We start from the raw sequence: 14,306 nt of genomic DNA on the forward strand, positions 1-14,306 counted from the left end.
AGGGTGCGGACGGCTGGCTGAAACCCCGCCACGAGCGTGTGCATAGCGCACAGAGCGGAACCGGAACGGCGCTCGCCCGGAGGCGAACGGAGCGCTCAGTAGTTACCGCTGGGGCGCCGAGACTGAACTCCGGCACAGCCCGCCCGTTGAGCTTCGCATGCGCGGCCCGGCATTGCGGGCGGCGCTCTTCTGCTTGACGACAAGGAGGGTCTGCCATGCGGCACCTCGCGATGCTCGGGCCCATGATCGCCCTCGGCGCCGGCCTTACCGCCTTCACCCCGGCGCGCGCGGAGGCGCAGGTGGCGCCAGCGGCCGCACCCGTCCACGTTCTCCCGGCGCCGGGCTGCTTCGGCGGCTGCCGGGCCGCCCTCCCGCCCTGCCGCGTCGGACGGCGCTGGTATGGGCCCTACGGCTATGTCTGCTACCGGCCGGAGCCGTATTACCGCCCGTCCTGGCTGAGCCGCCTCTGATCGGGATCGCCCGGGTCGCCTGATCCAGTCCCGCGGGCCAGTGATGGCGTCGATGCCCAGACAAGCGGCGATCTGATCGCTCGCATTGCATTGGTCTGCGCTTACCTTCAACCGATCTCCGGCGCTGCGCGATGTCATGATCCGGGCCGGTAGGGCAATCTCGTCGGTTCCACCAAATCTCGCCCGCTCGCGACCGGTGTCCCGGCGATCGAGCCAGCGCGATCCTGCCGCCTCAACTGGGTGTTAACCGATTATTAACCCTATCGACTGAGCATCGCGGCTGCTGTGCGGCGCACCATCGCGCTCCGGTTCCGATCGGCTTCGAACGGCTGCGCGTGTTGATGACCAAGCGTCGGTTTCAGGTTTCGCTGCGCACCTTCGCGGGCGCCTCCGTCGCCCTGGCGGTGGGCCTCGGCGGTGCCCTCGTGCTCGTCGCCTCGAGCTTCCAGGAGAGCGCCGCGCGGGTCGAGCAGACGCGGGCGACGCTGCAGCGCGCGGCGCCCCTCCTCGCCGAGCGCCTGGACCGGACCCTGCGCGACGTCGGGCGGGATGTCAGCCTCGCCGCCCTCAGCGAGCAGCTCGGCGAGGGCGCATCCTCCGCCAGCCTCGAGCGCTTCCTGGCCACGTGGCAGACGCTGCGCCCGGACTACGCCGACATTCTGGTTGCGGACCGCACGGGCCGCGTCCGCGCGACCGCGAGCGGCAAGTTCCTCGATGCCGACGTGTCCGGCAGCCTGTGGTTCGGCCGCGGCCTGCAAGGCATGGCGGCCGCGGACGCCACGGAGAGCAGCAAGGCCGGCACGCAGGCCCCACGCAACGTGATCGTGAGTGCGCCGATCGCCGAGGGCGCGAGGGGCGTCGTCGCGGTTCAGTTGACGCCGCGCTGGGTCGAGGAGGCCACGCAGGGCGTTCGCCGCAGCCTCGGCGAGCCGGGGCGGGCCGTCGCCTTCTCGGTGATCAACGCGAGCGGGCGGGCCATCATCCAGTCGGACCCGCAGGCACCCGGCGAGCGCGCGGCGGGACCCCTCGAATCCTCGGCCTCCCTCGGGGGTGACGAGGGGCCGGGCCTCGGATGGCTGATCCTCGCCCGCGGAACGCCCGAGTCCGTGGCCGGCCCGCATTCCGACCTGCATCTGCTGCCGCTTCTCCTGCTCGCTCTCCTGACGGCCGGCGGCGCGGCCTGGCTCGGGGGCGGGATCCTGGGGCGGCGCCTGCGCCGGATCGAGGCCTGGTGCGCCCGGGAGGAGACGGGGCAGCCGGTCACGTCCTTGCCGATCCGGGAACTGCAGGGCCTCGCGGAATCAGCCCTCGCCTCGATCGCCCGCGGGCGGAGCCGGGAGCGCATCGTCCAGGATACCCGCTCCGCGCTGGTGCGCAGCCGCGAGCGGGTCCGCGCCTTCAAGACGATGGCGGGCTGGAGCTGCTGGGAAGTCGATCTCACCAACGGGCGGGTGACCTGGACCGACGCGGTCCTGCCGATCATGCCCTGCGCCACCGAGCGCGCGACCTCCCTGGACGAACTCGTCAACCGCCTCGACCCCGACGACCGCGACCTCATGCGGGTCGCGATGCGGGCCGCGATCGCCGCCGGCGGCGCGCCCCAGGACGTTACCCTCCGGACCCTGCCGGTGAACGACGAGCGCGCCGGGCGGCGCCTCCTCCTGCGCATGGCCCGGGTCCTCGACGACGGCGACACGCGCGAGCGGCTGCACGTGCTGAGCCGGGAGGTCGGTGTCGTCAACGCGGTCAAGGGCTCCGTCTCGCCCGTCGTCGGTCCCCTCGCGGCAGGGCCCGTCGAGCCCACGCTCGAGCGGCGCAAGGACGGGCTCCTGCGCAGCGTCACGGACGGCATCGTGCACGACATCAACAACGCGATCGCGGTCGTCATGACGGCGCTCGGGATGCTCAAGCATTACGGCGACGACCTTCCCGAGCACAGCCAGCGCATGGTCGATGTCGCGCTGCGCGGCGCGCGGAACGGCGCAGCGCTGACGCGGCGGGTGACCTCGCTGACCCGGCGCGAGGCGTCGTCCTTCGGCGAGACCGACATCGCGTCCGTCATCGACGATCTGACCGAGTTCCTGAAATCCTCGGTCGCGCCCCAGATCACCATCGGCCTGTCCCTCGACGACAACCTGCCGCCCGTCCTGTGCAGCGAGCGGCACTTCGAGATCCTGATCCTGAACCTCGTCCTCGACGTGAAGACGGCCGTCCCGGGCGGCTGCGGCGTCTCCCTCATCGTGGAAGCGGCGCAACCGCCCGCCACCAGCCTGCTCGCGACGCGGCCGAGCCTGCGCCTGACCTTCTCGGCACCGGCCGACCTCTCGAAGGGGCGTGGGCTCACCTCCGTTGCCAATCTTGCCGACGAGATCGGCGCCGCCTTCGAGGTGCAGGCCGTCGGCGGCAGCACCAACGTCCTCCTCTGGCTTCCCGCCGGGGAGCGGCAGCCGGTCGTCCAGGCGCCGGACTCCGTGCCGGCCGACGAGCTCAAGATCCTCCTGGTCGAGCCCGACATGCTGCTGCGCTCGACCGCGGCGAACGCGCTTGCCGAACTCGGCCACGAGGTGACGGTGGCGGCCGCGAGCGAGCAGGCGATGGAGATCCTGTCGGCGCGCCGGGATTTCGATGTCCTGATCGCCGATTACGCGATGCCCGGGATGGGCGGCCTCCATCTCGCCGCCACCATCTCGCGGACACATCCGCGCCTGCGGATCATCCTGGCCGGCCCGCGCGGCCACCTGCCGGCGAATGCCCAGGTGTTCCAGCAACTCCACAAGCCGTTCGGTTTCGCCGAACTGACGCTCGCCCTCGAAACGCAGGCCGACAGGTCCGCGCGCGCGGCCTGACCCCAATCCGGGCCGCTCCGGACCGGGCTCCGACCGGTCGGGGCATCGAGGGTCCGTTCCTCGCGACGCTGCCCCGGCTCTGGCCGGCCGTCCGGCCTCGTCGGCGCCGCCCCCGCGCACCGGACGGCGAGAGGCGGCGGGCTCCCGAGCGCCCGCTTCAGCCTGCCCTCGGGACCGTGAGGCGATGCCGCATGCCGGGGCGCGCGGGTCCGTCCCGTGCCCGGAGCCGGCCGGCACCGGACCAAGCCGCGCGATCTTGCGCCTCCGGGACGCGATCCCGGACGACGCAACCGCAATGCCGTTCAGATCGAACCACGCGACCGCGCTGAACCGATCCCCGCGCGGCGCGCATCGGGATTTCGCAGCCATCTTCGACTTCGGCACGACGTCAGCTGAGGTTGCGCGCATCCTGGCGCGGTCTCATCCAATCTGCCCAATTTCTGTTCAGATTAGCCGCGGGCCGGGACACCGATAAGCGGATCGTTCGCTGTCAAACCGGCGATCGAGTACCCGGTTCGCTGATGCAAATGAGACACAGAGGAATGAAAGTGACCAGATAAAGTGGTGTTAACCATTCGTTAACCGGGATAATTGAACAAAATCAACTAACGTTCGCTAAGCTCATTTGGCGAAATCCGCTGGTTGTGGAGAGGTTCCGTGGTTCAGGGCACGCCATTGGTCGCGCGGGGAATGAGCCTCGCCCTCGCGCTGCTCTGGGCCGGATCGGCCTGCGGCGCGGATTGGTACACCGGCACCGAGCGGGCCGACCGGGCCGACGACTACATCGTGGCCTTCGACGGCGCCGCGACGGTGACGTCGAACAGTTCGGCCTTCGGCGCCCTGACGACGACGATCGCGCCCGCCGGCTCTCTGGTCGAGAGCGGCCCCCGCATCCGCGTGCAGGCCATCGCGGGCACCTACTCCTATCCGGGCGCCACCGCGGGAACGCGGGTGCGCGGCGAGCAGGAAGAGGGGACCGTGCTCACCGGATACGAGTGGATCTGGGATCAGGCCGCGATCGCCGGCTATGTCGGCTTCAACGTGCGGCACAACGAGCTCTCGATCCTCGATCCGCGCAATCCGGTGGTGGGCACGGGCATCGGCGCGAAGGTCGCGGCCGATATCTACCTCAACCCGACGCTGAACACGCTGGTCGCCGCGAACGCGTCGTACTCGACCCTGTTCAACGCCTATTACGTCCGCGCCAAGCTCGGCTTCATGGTCGCGGACGGCGTGTTCGTCGGCCCGGAGGGCACGCTCCTGGGCGATGCCTTCTTCAACCAATGGCGCGTCGGTGCACACCTGACTGGTTTCACGGTTGGCCCGATGAAGTTCTCGCTTGGTGCGGGCTATGCATATGACCGTGTACAGAAGGGGGGCTACTACACCAGTGTTGAAGGGCGCGCGGCATTCTAGCCAATTCTGAGACGATTGCCTCAAAACGGCAGCGCATCCCGATCAAGACTCGCGTAGGCGCGTCCTATTCTGAAACACATTGAAGCCGCTTCGTCGAATGTTTCGGCGGGTGCAGCCCGGGCAACGTCAGGACTTTACCTCGATGCCGATTTTCCTCGTCCGGCTCTCGTGGCTTGTCACCACCGCGGTGGTCGTCGCGCTGCTGCTGCAGCCGGTCGGCACGGCGGTGCAGCTGGAGATGAGCCTCTGCGCGATCGCCGCGATGCTCGGCATCTGGCTCTTCACGCGTGGACGTGCCTCGCATTACGTCTTCCTCGGGATCGGAAGCCTGGTCGTCATCAAGTATTTCTACTGGCGGATCACCCGGACGCTGCCGTGGTCGGCCGATCCGCTCAGCCTGACCGCCGGCCTGATCCTTCTGGCGGCCGAACTCTACTATCTCTATATCCTGTTCCTCAGCCTCGTCATCAATGCCGACCCGCTCAACCGCGAACCCGCGCTGATCAAGGACGAGGACGCGCTCCCGAGCGTCGACATCTTCGTGCCGAGCTACAACGAGGACGAGTCCATCCTAGCCACCACCCTGGCCGCGGCCCGCTCCCTCGACTATCCGGCGGACAAGCTGACGGTCTGGCTCCTCGACGATGGCGGCACCGACCAGAAATGCGCCGATCCCGACCGACAGAAGAGCATGGCGGCGCGCGCCCGCCGCACGACGCTCCAGCATCTCTGCGAGGCGCTCGGCGTCCGCTACCTCACCCGTAGGCGCAATCTCCACGCGAAGGCCGGCAACCTGAACAATGGGCTCGCCCACGCGACCGGCGACATCGTGGTCGTCCTCGATGCCGACCACGTGCCGTTCCGCTCGTTCCTGCGCGAGACGATCGGGCATTTCGCCCGGGATCCGCGCCTGTTCCTGGTGCAGACGCCGCACGCCTTCCTGAACCCCGACCCGATCGAGCGGAACCTGCGCACCTTCGAACGCATGCCCTCCGAGAACGAGATGTTCTACGCCATCGGCCAGCGCGGGCTCGACAAGTGGAACGGCTCGTTCTTCTGCGGATCGGCCGCGCTCCTGCGGCGCAAGGCCCTCGACGAGGCGGGGGGATTCTCGGGCATCACCATCACGGAGGATTGCGAGACCGCCTTCGAATTGCACGCGCGCGGCTGGACCAGCGTCTACGTCGACAAGCCGCTGATCGCGGGGCTGCAGCCCGACACCCTGCGGGATTTCATCGGCCAGCGCTCGCGCTGGTGCCAGGGCATGCTGCAGATCATGATCCTGAAGAACCCGATCTTCAAGCGGGGCCTCAAGTCGATCCAGCGCCTCTGCTACATGTCGAACATGACGTATTGGTTCTTCCCGATACCGTGCCTGATCTTCATGTTCGCGCCGCTGCTGTACATCTTTTTCGACATGAAGATCGTCGTCGCGAACGTCGACGAGGCGCTGGCCTACACCGCAACGTACATCATCGTGAACATGATGATGCAGAGCTATCTCTACGGCCGCGTGCGCTGGCCCTTCGTCTCGGAACTCTACGAGTATGTTCAGGGGCTGTTCCTGATCAAGGCGACCGCCTCCGTCATCCTGTCGCCGCGCAAGCCCACCTTCAACGTCACGGCGAAGAACGTCACGCTCGACCACGACCACCTCTCGCCGCTCGCGCTGCCCTTCTTCATCGTCTACGCCATCCTGCTGACGGGCAGCCTCGTGGCGGCCTATCGCTACCTGTTCGAGCCCGGCATCACGAACCTGATGCTCGTGGTCGGCCTCTGGAACCTCATCAACGTCATCAAGGCCGGCGCGGCCCTCGGCGTCACGGCGGAACGCCGCCAGGTCGAGACCACACCCTCGCTCGCGGTCGATCGGCAGGCCGTGCTGACCCTGAACGGGCTCGCCATCGACGTCCGCGTCGAGCGGGTCTCCGCCGAGCGCTGCCGGCTGCGCATGGACGCGATCGTGCCGATGCGCCGGGGTGACGATTCCAGCGCCGGCCTCCTCGCCATCGTGCCCCTGCGCGAGGGCCAGGGGCCTTCGGCGGCATCCGGCACCTGGCCGACGATCCCGGTGGTGCTGTCCGGCTCGACGCCGGTCGGCGAGGAGACCCTGTGCGAGTGCCGCTTCGAGCGGCTGCGGCCGCAGGACCACTTCGCGCTCGCCGACCTGATGTACGGCGATGCCGGGGCGATGACGCGCTTCCAGGCGCGTCGGCGCCGGCACAAGAACCTGTTCGCCGGGACCGCCCAGTTCATCTGGTGGGGCGTCACCGAGCCGTTCCGCGCGCTCTCCTACGCCGTCGCGGGCCTGCGCACGCGGCGCCCCGCCGAGGCGGAGGCCGAGATCCCGGTGCCGAAGACCATCGGCATGCGGCGCAAGCTCATCGGCGCCGCCGCCCAGAATCCGCTGCCGGTGGGCGCCGCGGCCCGGGTCACCGAGCCGGCCCCGGATGCCGGTGCCGAGATCGCCTCGGAGCCCGCGGGCGAGCCGCCACCGACCTGGCTGCAACTGATGATCGATGCCGAGAACGAAGCGCTCGCCCGCAATCGCAAGCGCCGCGCGGCCGATCTCGGGCCGACCGCCGAGCCGGCGGCGGGCTGAGGCCATGATGCTGATCCCGGCAGGGCCGATGTTCCGGCCCCTCTCCCCCTCACGCGAGCGCTGACGGTCGAGATGTCCCCTTTCCGCATCCATCGCGACCCCGGCGCATCGGCGCGGCGCCCCCTGCGCCGCGCGCTCGCCGCCCTCATGGCCACGAGCCTCGGCCTGCTCCCGATCACCGCCGCGCAGGCGCAGAGCTTCCTCGGGCGCTCCGCGCCGAAAGGCCTCGTCCTTCCGTCCGAGCGGCCCGCCAGCCCCGAGATTCGTCAGACCCGGCCCGCACGCCCCGTCGCCGACGTTCCGGTCGTGCAGGCCTCCGCGCCGATCCCGCAGCGGCCCCTCCCGAGCGTTGCGGAGAATCTCCGGCTGATCGGCGAGGAAAGCAGCCTGCAATGGTCGGTCTACCTGACCGAGGCGCAGGTCCGCGAGCGCGTCCGCTTCCGGATCGGATACCTCGCGGCGATCTCGGTGATGCCGGAATCCTCGTTCATCACCACCTCGGTGAACGACACGGTGATCGGGCGGGCGCAGATCAACGCGCCCGGCGCCGTCAAGATCATCGAGTTCGACATCCCCGAGGGGGTTCTCAAGCCCGGATACAACGCGATCCACCTCTCGGGCGTCCAGCGCCATCGCGTCGACTGCTCGCTGCAGGCGACCTTCGAGCTCTGGACCCAGATCGATCCCTCCTGGACCGGCCTGATCCTGCCGCCCGGGACCGGTTCCGTCGCGAGCCTGCGGGACCTGGCGGCGATCCCTCCGAACGAGCAGGGCATCGTGCCGATCCGCATCGTGTTGGGTGGCCGTCCGAACCCGGCGAGCTTCGAGCGGATCATCCGCGCCGCGCAGCAGCTCGCCCTCGTCGGGCGGTTCTCGCAGGCGGTCGTCGAGTTCGGCCCGTTCATCCCGGGACCGGCCGGCCTCAACCTCGTCGTCGGGACGGCCGAGGAGCTGCGCGCGGTGCCGGGCCTCGACGCCTCCGGCGGCACGGCGCTCAGCTTCCAGCCAGCGACCGAATCCCGCGCCGCCACGCTCGTGGTCACGGGACAGTCCAGCGACGACCTCGACGCGGGCCTCGCCTCGCTGAAGCGGCGCGACGGCTCGGACGGCCTCGTGGGCAGCCCGCAGGGCCTCCGGGTCCTGGCGCTCGCGCGGGGCGTTCCGGTGCGCGGCGGCGAGACGATCGGCCTCGACACCCTCGGGGTCCAGAACCGCGAGTTCAGCGGCCGCCTGTTCCGCTCCGGCTTCGACCTGACGCTGCCCGCCGATTTCGTCCCGGCCGACTACGCCAAGATCGGCCTCGCGATCGCGGGCGGCTACGCGCCGGGCCTCGAGGTCGGCGCCCAGATCGTGGTCGACATCAACGGCCGCAACGCCGCCAGCATCCCCCTGCCCAAGGCCGCGGGCGATCGGCTGCGCGGCGAGCCGATCGCCCTCGGCCTCGATCTCTGGCGGCCGGGTCGCAACCACGTCGACATCACGGCGCTTCTGCCGAGCGAGGCGGATCGCACCTGCGATACCGCCAACCCGAGCGACGATCACAAGCGCTTTCTGTTCTTGAATAGTTCCACCGTGAAGGTGCCCCAGCTCGCCCGGGCGCTGCGCGTGCCGGATCTCGCCGCGACGGCGACGGGCGCGCTTCCCTACACGCTCGCCGACAAGCGTCCGCGTCTCGTCGTCCCGACACCGGATCGCGACACGATGGCGGCGGCCGCCACCATCGCGGTCCGGCTGGCGATCGCCGCCGATCGGGTCATCGACTTCGCCCTGAGCGCGGAGCGCCCGGTCGACCGGGATGCGCCGGCCATCATCGTGGCGCCGGCCCGGGCCCTCGATCCGGCCCTGCTCCGCAACATCGGCATCGATCCGGACCGCCTCCGTAAGATCTGGCAGGGCCGCGCCGAGGCCCCGCCGGCCTCGCCCGGATCGGAAGGCGAACGCGCCACCGGCCTTGCGGCCGCCACCGACGGGATGAGCCTCGACAGGCTCCGCAACAACGTGCCGCCCGCCTGCACCCTGCCGGCCGCGAGCGCGCGCGTCGCCGCGCTGTCCTCCGAGCGCCCGCGCTCGGGCTACCGGACGCGCAACGACGCGGTGGAGATCGCGACCGCCTGGGATGCGGCCCTGCGGCCAACCCCTTCGCTCACCGACCAGATCTCGAACGCGGCCGGCGAGATCGGCACGGCCGCGCAATCGGCCTTCGAGGGCGCCGTCGGCTGGGCCAAGGGCCAGATCAAGGATCCGCCGATCGAGGTCCACTCGCGCGCCTCGCTCGTCGTCGGGCAGGGCGTCGACGGCGAGAGCCTGAACTCGGTGGTGACGGTGTTCACCGCCCCGAATGCCGCTCTGCTTCAGGCGTCCGTCGCCTGCCTCAGCACGCCGGCCCTGTGGGGCAAGCTGCAGGGCCGGGTCGCGGTGCTCGACGCCAACGACGGCACGATCTCGACCTACGACGCCAACCGGACGCGCCTGCTCGAGACCGAGCCCCGCGGCTTCGGCAACCTGCGCCTCGTCTTCGCCGGCTGGCTCTCGATGAACCCGTCGATCTACGTCCTCGTGCTCTTCGCCGCGGCGATCGCGCTGGGTCTGAGCACGAACGCCGTGCTTCGCGATGTCGGTCGGGCGAACGCCGCCGGGCGCGCGGCCCCGCGGCCCGACGCGGCCGGCGACGATGCGGACAAGAAGGACATGCGCTCATGAGACGCGCCCAGGCCGGCCTCTTCCTGCTCCTCGGCCTTCTCGGCGCGCAGGCCGCCGCGCAGACCACCGATGCCACGCCCGACTCCGTCCCGCCCCCGACCGAGATGCGCCGGCCCGGAGCCGAGACCGAGGCGAAGCCGCAGGCCGAGGGGGGCTCCACGCTCTTCAACGCCCTCGGCAACCCGACGGCGTGGCTCGCCTACAAGTCGCGCTTCGTCACGGATCAGGGCCGGGTCGTCGACACCGGCAACGGGCAGATCAGCCACAGCGAGGGCCAGGGCTACGCGATGCTGCTCGCCGTCGCGGCGGGGGATCGCGACGCCTTCCAGCGCATCTGGAACTGGACGCGCGCCAACCTGATGGTGCGCGACGATGCCCTGCTCGCCTGGCGCTGGGAACCGGACAAGCGGCCCGCCGTGGCCGATCTCAACAACGCCACGGACGGCGACATCCTGGTCGCCTGGGCCCTCGTCGAGGCGGCGGATGCCTGGTCCGACCTCGGATATCGCGTCGCCGCGCGGCGGCTCGCGGTCGATATCGGCCGGCGCACGATCCTGTTCAAGGCGGAGGGGCAACCGCTTCTTCCGGGGATGTCCGGCTTCTCGGCCGAGGACCGGGCGGACGGGCCCGTCGTCAACCTGTCCTACTGGGTCTTCCCGGCCTTCCCCCGCCTCGCATCGGTCGCGGGCGAGATCGACTGGGCGAGCGTGACGCGGAGCGGGCTCGACCTTCTGGCAAAGGCGCAGTTCGGCCCCGCGAAGCTGCCGACGGAGTGGATCTCCCTGCGGGACCCGACGCCGAAGCCGGCGGCAGGATTTCCGGCGGTCTTCTCGTACAATGCGATCCGGGTGCCGCTCTACCTCGCCTGGGCGGGGATCGGCGACCGGCGCGCCCACGCCGCCTTCGGCCAGAGCTGGACGACCCGGGAGCGCACCGGCCTGCCGGTCATCGACACCGCCGACGGCCAGGCGATCGAGTGGATGCAGGAGCCCGGTTACGCCGCCCTGTCGGCGCTCGAGGCCTGCGCCCTGTCCGGCGAGGCCGTGCCGGCGAGCTTCATGACGCCCGCCAAGGCCGAAAACTACTATCCGGCGACACTCCATCTCCTCGCGCTGGTCGCGGCACAGATGAGGTACAGAGCATGCCTTGGGCGTTAGAGCAGGGCGGCCCGTCCCCGCGCCACCGGCTCGGTTGCACCGTGTTGCTGGCCGTCCTCGGCCTGTTCGGCGGGCCGGTCGCATCCGGCCACGCCCAGACGCTGCCCGGCCGGCCCGTCGCGACCGGGGTGCTGCAGCCTTCCGAGCGGCGCGCGCCGGTGATCCTCGACAATGCCCTGGCGCCGTCGATCCAGGCCGAGATCGTCGATGAGAGCGCGCTGCGCTACTACGCGGCCAACGGCCAGACGAAGCGCGTGCAGGCCGAGATCCGCCGGCTCCAGCGCCGCCACCCGAATTGGGCGCCCCCGAACGATCTCGACAGCCTGAAGCCGAGCCCGCCCGAGGAGGCGCCCCTCTGGGACCTCTTCACGGCCGGCCGCTTCGACGACCTGCGCGCCTCCATTACCGCGCGGCGGGCGGTCGACCCGGATTGGCAGCCCTCCGAGGAGCTCGCACGCAAGCTCGGGCGCGGCACCTTCCGCAGCGAGGTCAAGGCCGCCGCGCAGAGCGGCGCCTGGGCCGACATCGTCGCGCGCATCCAGTCCGATCCGGACGCGATGCGCGCCCCCGACATCGATATCGCGTGGTTCGTGGCCGAGGCCTACGCCCGCACCGGACAGGCCGCGGCGGCGGGCGCCGTCTACCGCGGCATCCTCGAGCGGCAGAGCGAGACGGCCCTGCGCCTCGCCACCATCCAGAAGGCGATGGCCAGTCTCCCGATGGCCCAGGTCGAGCCGCTGCTCGCGATGGGACGGGCCGCCGCCGACGGATCGAGCGAATTCCGGCCGATCCAGCCCGACATCACCCGCGCCCGGATCGCCGCCTTCCTGCACGGGGAGACCGACACGCGCGTCCAGCCCGCGGACCTGACCGCATTCGGGGAGAACGCGCGCAAGATCGGCGATGCCGGGCAGATGAGCATGCTCGGCTGGTACGCCTACCGGCGCCGTCAGTTCCGCGAGGCGCTGGACTGGTTCAAGGCCGCGGTCGGGCGCGGCGGCGACGCGATGGTGGCGCATGGTCTCGCCCTGAGCCTGATGGAGATGGGCCAGGAGCGGGAGGCCGAGGAGGTGGCGTTCGCCTGGCGCGGTCCCTCGATCGTGAACACGGTTCTGTACATCGACCTGATGGAGCGCCGCCTGACGCAGTCGCCCGTCTCGCCGCTCGAGCCGAACCGGATCGACCGCTTCGCCAAGTTCGTGCTCGCGACCTCATCGGGCGAGGGCGCGCAGGCGCTCGGCTGGTACGCCTACAATTCCTGCCAGTTCGACACGGCGCTCGAATGGTTCCAGCGGGCCTCGGCGTGGATGCCGCGCGAGCCCGTCATCGTGGGCTACGCCATCACGCTGGCGCGTCTGAAGCGGACCCGGGAGTATTTCGACGTCCTCAACCGCTACGACGGCCTCTTCCCGAAGGTCGTCGAGCAGGCCTTCCCGAGCGAGACGCAGCAATCCGATCCGACGCCCTGCGCCCCAGCCCGGGTCGCCCAGCCGGTCACGCAGGTCGTGCTGGCAGCGGCGACGGCCGCGCCCGGCCGCGTGCCGAAGCCGAATGCGGCCCGGACGCCCCAATCCCAGGCCCTTCCGGTGAAGCGGACCGACTTCCCCATCGCGGTGGCGGCCGAGAACCCGCTGCGGTTCGCCGGCGGCTCCATCGTGCCCGATCCGTCGCGGGATGGGGAGTACCTGCGCGAGACCCGAGCCGCACCGCCCCTCGTGGCACGCCGCGTCGTCGGCGCGTCGGCGATGCCCTACGAGCGCTACGGCTACACCCTGCTGCCGGGTTGGAACGGGACCGACAGGCCGAGCTTCCAGATCGGCAGCGGCTCCCCGCCGGTCGGAACCCTGGCGCATGCCGACATCGCTGCCGAAGCCCGCGTCGGCGGCGCTGCCCGTGCGCCGATGAAGGGCGAGACCGACCGTTTCGGCGCCTTCGACCTCGGTTCGGGCAATCCGCGCCCGGATCCCCGAGCCCTGGGACAGTAAGATGGATTCCCGTTCTCTCATCGGTTCGTCGCTCGGGCGGGCCGTCAGACCCGCTTTGGCGCTCGGCCTGATCGCCCTCGCGCTGCCGGCCTGCAACACGACGGGCAACCGCTCGGCCTTGAGCCGGAGGGCGGCGCCGGAGGCCTTCTTCAGCTCCCTCGAGACGAACGCCATTCCGGCGCAGCGCGGCCCGCTCGTGTCGCTGCCGCATGGCGGCTCGGTCCAGTCGCTGCAGGAGACCCCTTACGCCAACGGGCGGCGGCAGCGGATCAGCCTCGAGGGCGCCGACACGACGAGCCGCATCGAGGTCATGCTGCGCACCGGTGGCCGCGGCGGCGTTCCGATGGAGCGGCCGACCCGATCCGGGATCGCCGGTGAACTCGCGCAATTGTCGAGCGAGGGCGCCTACCGGATCGTGCGGCAGCCCATGCGGAACCGCTACGGGCCGTTCGGTGTCGCCCTGTCGGAGCGCTGCGCCTACGCGTGGCAGTGGATCGACAATCTTCGGGGCGGCGAGGCGGGGGGCAGCCGCTGGACGGGCGGGGAGATCGCCGCATCGCTGCGCATCCAGCACTGCCAGCGCCGGCCGTCGGCGTCGCAGAACCTCATCGCCGACCTCCAGCGGCTGGTCATCCGGACCGGCGAAGGGCCGGACGTTGCGCGGGTGCGCCGGCCGAGGCCGCACGTCGCCAAGGTGGTCGAGCCCGAGCCGTCCCCGGTTCTGTCGCCGGCCCCGCTCCAGCCCGTCCCGCCCGCCGTGGCGATCAACGGGAGCCGGACCCTGATCACGGTGCCGTCCGAGGCTCCGCGCTCCGCACCGCTCCTCACGGGCGAGGTGCCGCGCACCGCTGCCCCGCAAGCCTATGCCGGCCAGGGCCCCCAGACCTTCGTCGTGCCGAAGCCGGCCGGCGAGGCCGGGGCAGCGAACCAGCCGCGCTTCCTCACCGACCGCGTCGCCCCGCCCGTCGAGCGACGCATGAGCGAGCCCCCCATCGCCGTGCCGCCGCCGCCCGCGCGCACCGCCCAGCCCGACCGGCTCTCGAGCGATCTTCCCGCACAGGCCTACCGGGGGCCGGCGCCGCCGCCGTTCGGGTGGTAGCGCCGGCCTGGCGCCCCCCGGCCCGCGAGCG

8 protein-coding genes are annotated in these 14,306 nt (G+C 70.9%); all 8 read left to right on the top strand.

Features of this window, described 5'->3' with window-relative positions; translation table 11 throughout:
• Nucleotides 1–215 precede the first annotated feature (215 nt).
• Nucleotides 216–470, top strand: a complete 255-nt coding sequence (locus F6X51_RS10980; RefSeq protein WP_150963500.1) for a hypothetical protein — start codon at nucleotides 216–218, stop codon at nucleotides 468–470.
• 341 nt (nucleotides 471–811) lie between these two features.
• On the top strand, nucleotides 812–3,316 hold the full coding sequence (locus tag F6X51_RS10985; RefSeq protein WP_150963502.1) for a response regulator: 2,505 nt from the start codon (nucleotides 812–814) through the stop codon (nucleotides 3,314–3,316).
• Nucleotides 3,317–4,006: 690 nt separating this feature from the next.
• On the top strand, nucleotides 4,007–4,732 hold the full coding sequence (gene bcsS / locus F6X51_RS10990) for a cellulose biosynthesis protein BcsS (RefSeq protein ID WP_150963637.1): 726 nt from the start codon (nucleotides 4,007–4,009) through the stop codon (nucleotides 4,730–4,732).
• 142 nt (nucleotides 4,733–4,874) lie between these two features.
• Complete coding sequence (bcsA, locus tag F6X51_RS10995) at nucleotides 4,875–7,334, top strand: UDP-forming cellulose synthase catalytic subunit (RefSeq protein WP_150963504.1); 2,460 nt, start codon at nucleotides 4,875–4,877, stop codon at nucleotides 7,332–7,334.
• Nucleotides 7,335–7,406: 72 nt separating this feature from the next.
• Nucleotides 7,407–10,034, top strand: a complete 2,628-nt coding sequence (locus F6X51_RS11000) for a cellulose biosynthesis cyclic di-GMP-binding regulatory protein BcsB (RefSeq protein ID WP_246696745.1) — start codon at nucleotides 7,407–7,409, stop codon at nucleotides 10,032–10,034.
• Nucleotides 10,031–11,191 (top strand): glycosyl hydrolase family 8, encoded by a 1,161-nt coding sequence (locus tag F6X51_RS11005; protein ID WP_150963506.1) that lies wholly within the window; start codon nucleotides 10,031–10,033, stop codon nucleotides 11,189–11,191. Before F6X51_RS11000 ends, F6X51_RS11005 begins: the two co-directional genes overlap by 4 nt.
• On the top strand, nucleotides 11,176–13,176 hold the full coding sequence (locus tag F6X51_RS11010; RefSeq protein ID WP_150963508.1) for a tetratricopeptide repeat protein: 2,001 nt from the start codon (nucleotides 11,176–11,178) through the stop codon (nucleotides 13,174–13,176). The genes F6X51_RS11005 and F6X51_RS11010 overlap by 16 nt, the downstream gene beginning before the upstream one ends.
• Before the next feature lies 1 nt (nucleotide 13,177).
• Nucleotides 13,178–14,275 (top strand): cellulose biosynthesis protein BcsN, encoded by a 1,098-nt coding sequence (gene bcsN / locus F6X51_RS11015; protein WP_150963510.1) that lies wholly within the window; start codon nucleotides 13,178–13,180, stop codon nucleotides 14,273–14,275.
• Nucleotides 14,276–14,306: the final 31 nt, after the last annotated feature.

The organism is Methylobacterium planeticum (assembly GCF_008806345.1).
GTDB classification, from domain to species: domain Bacteria; phylum Pseudomonadota; class Alphaproteobacteria; order Rhizobiales; family Beijerinckiaceae; genus Methylobacterium; species Methylobacterium planeticum.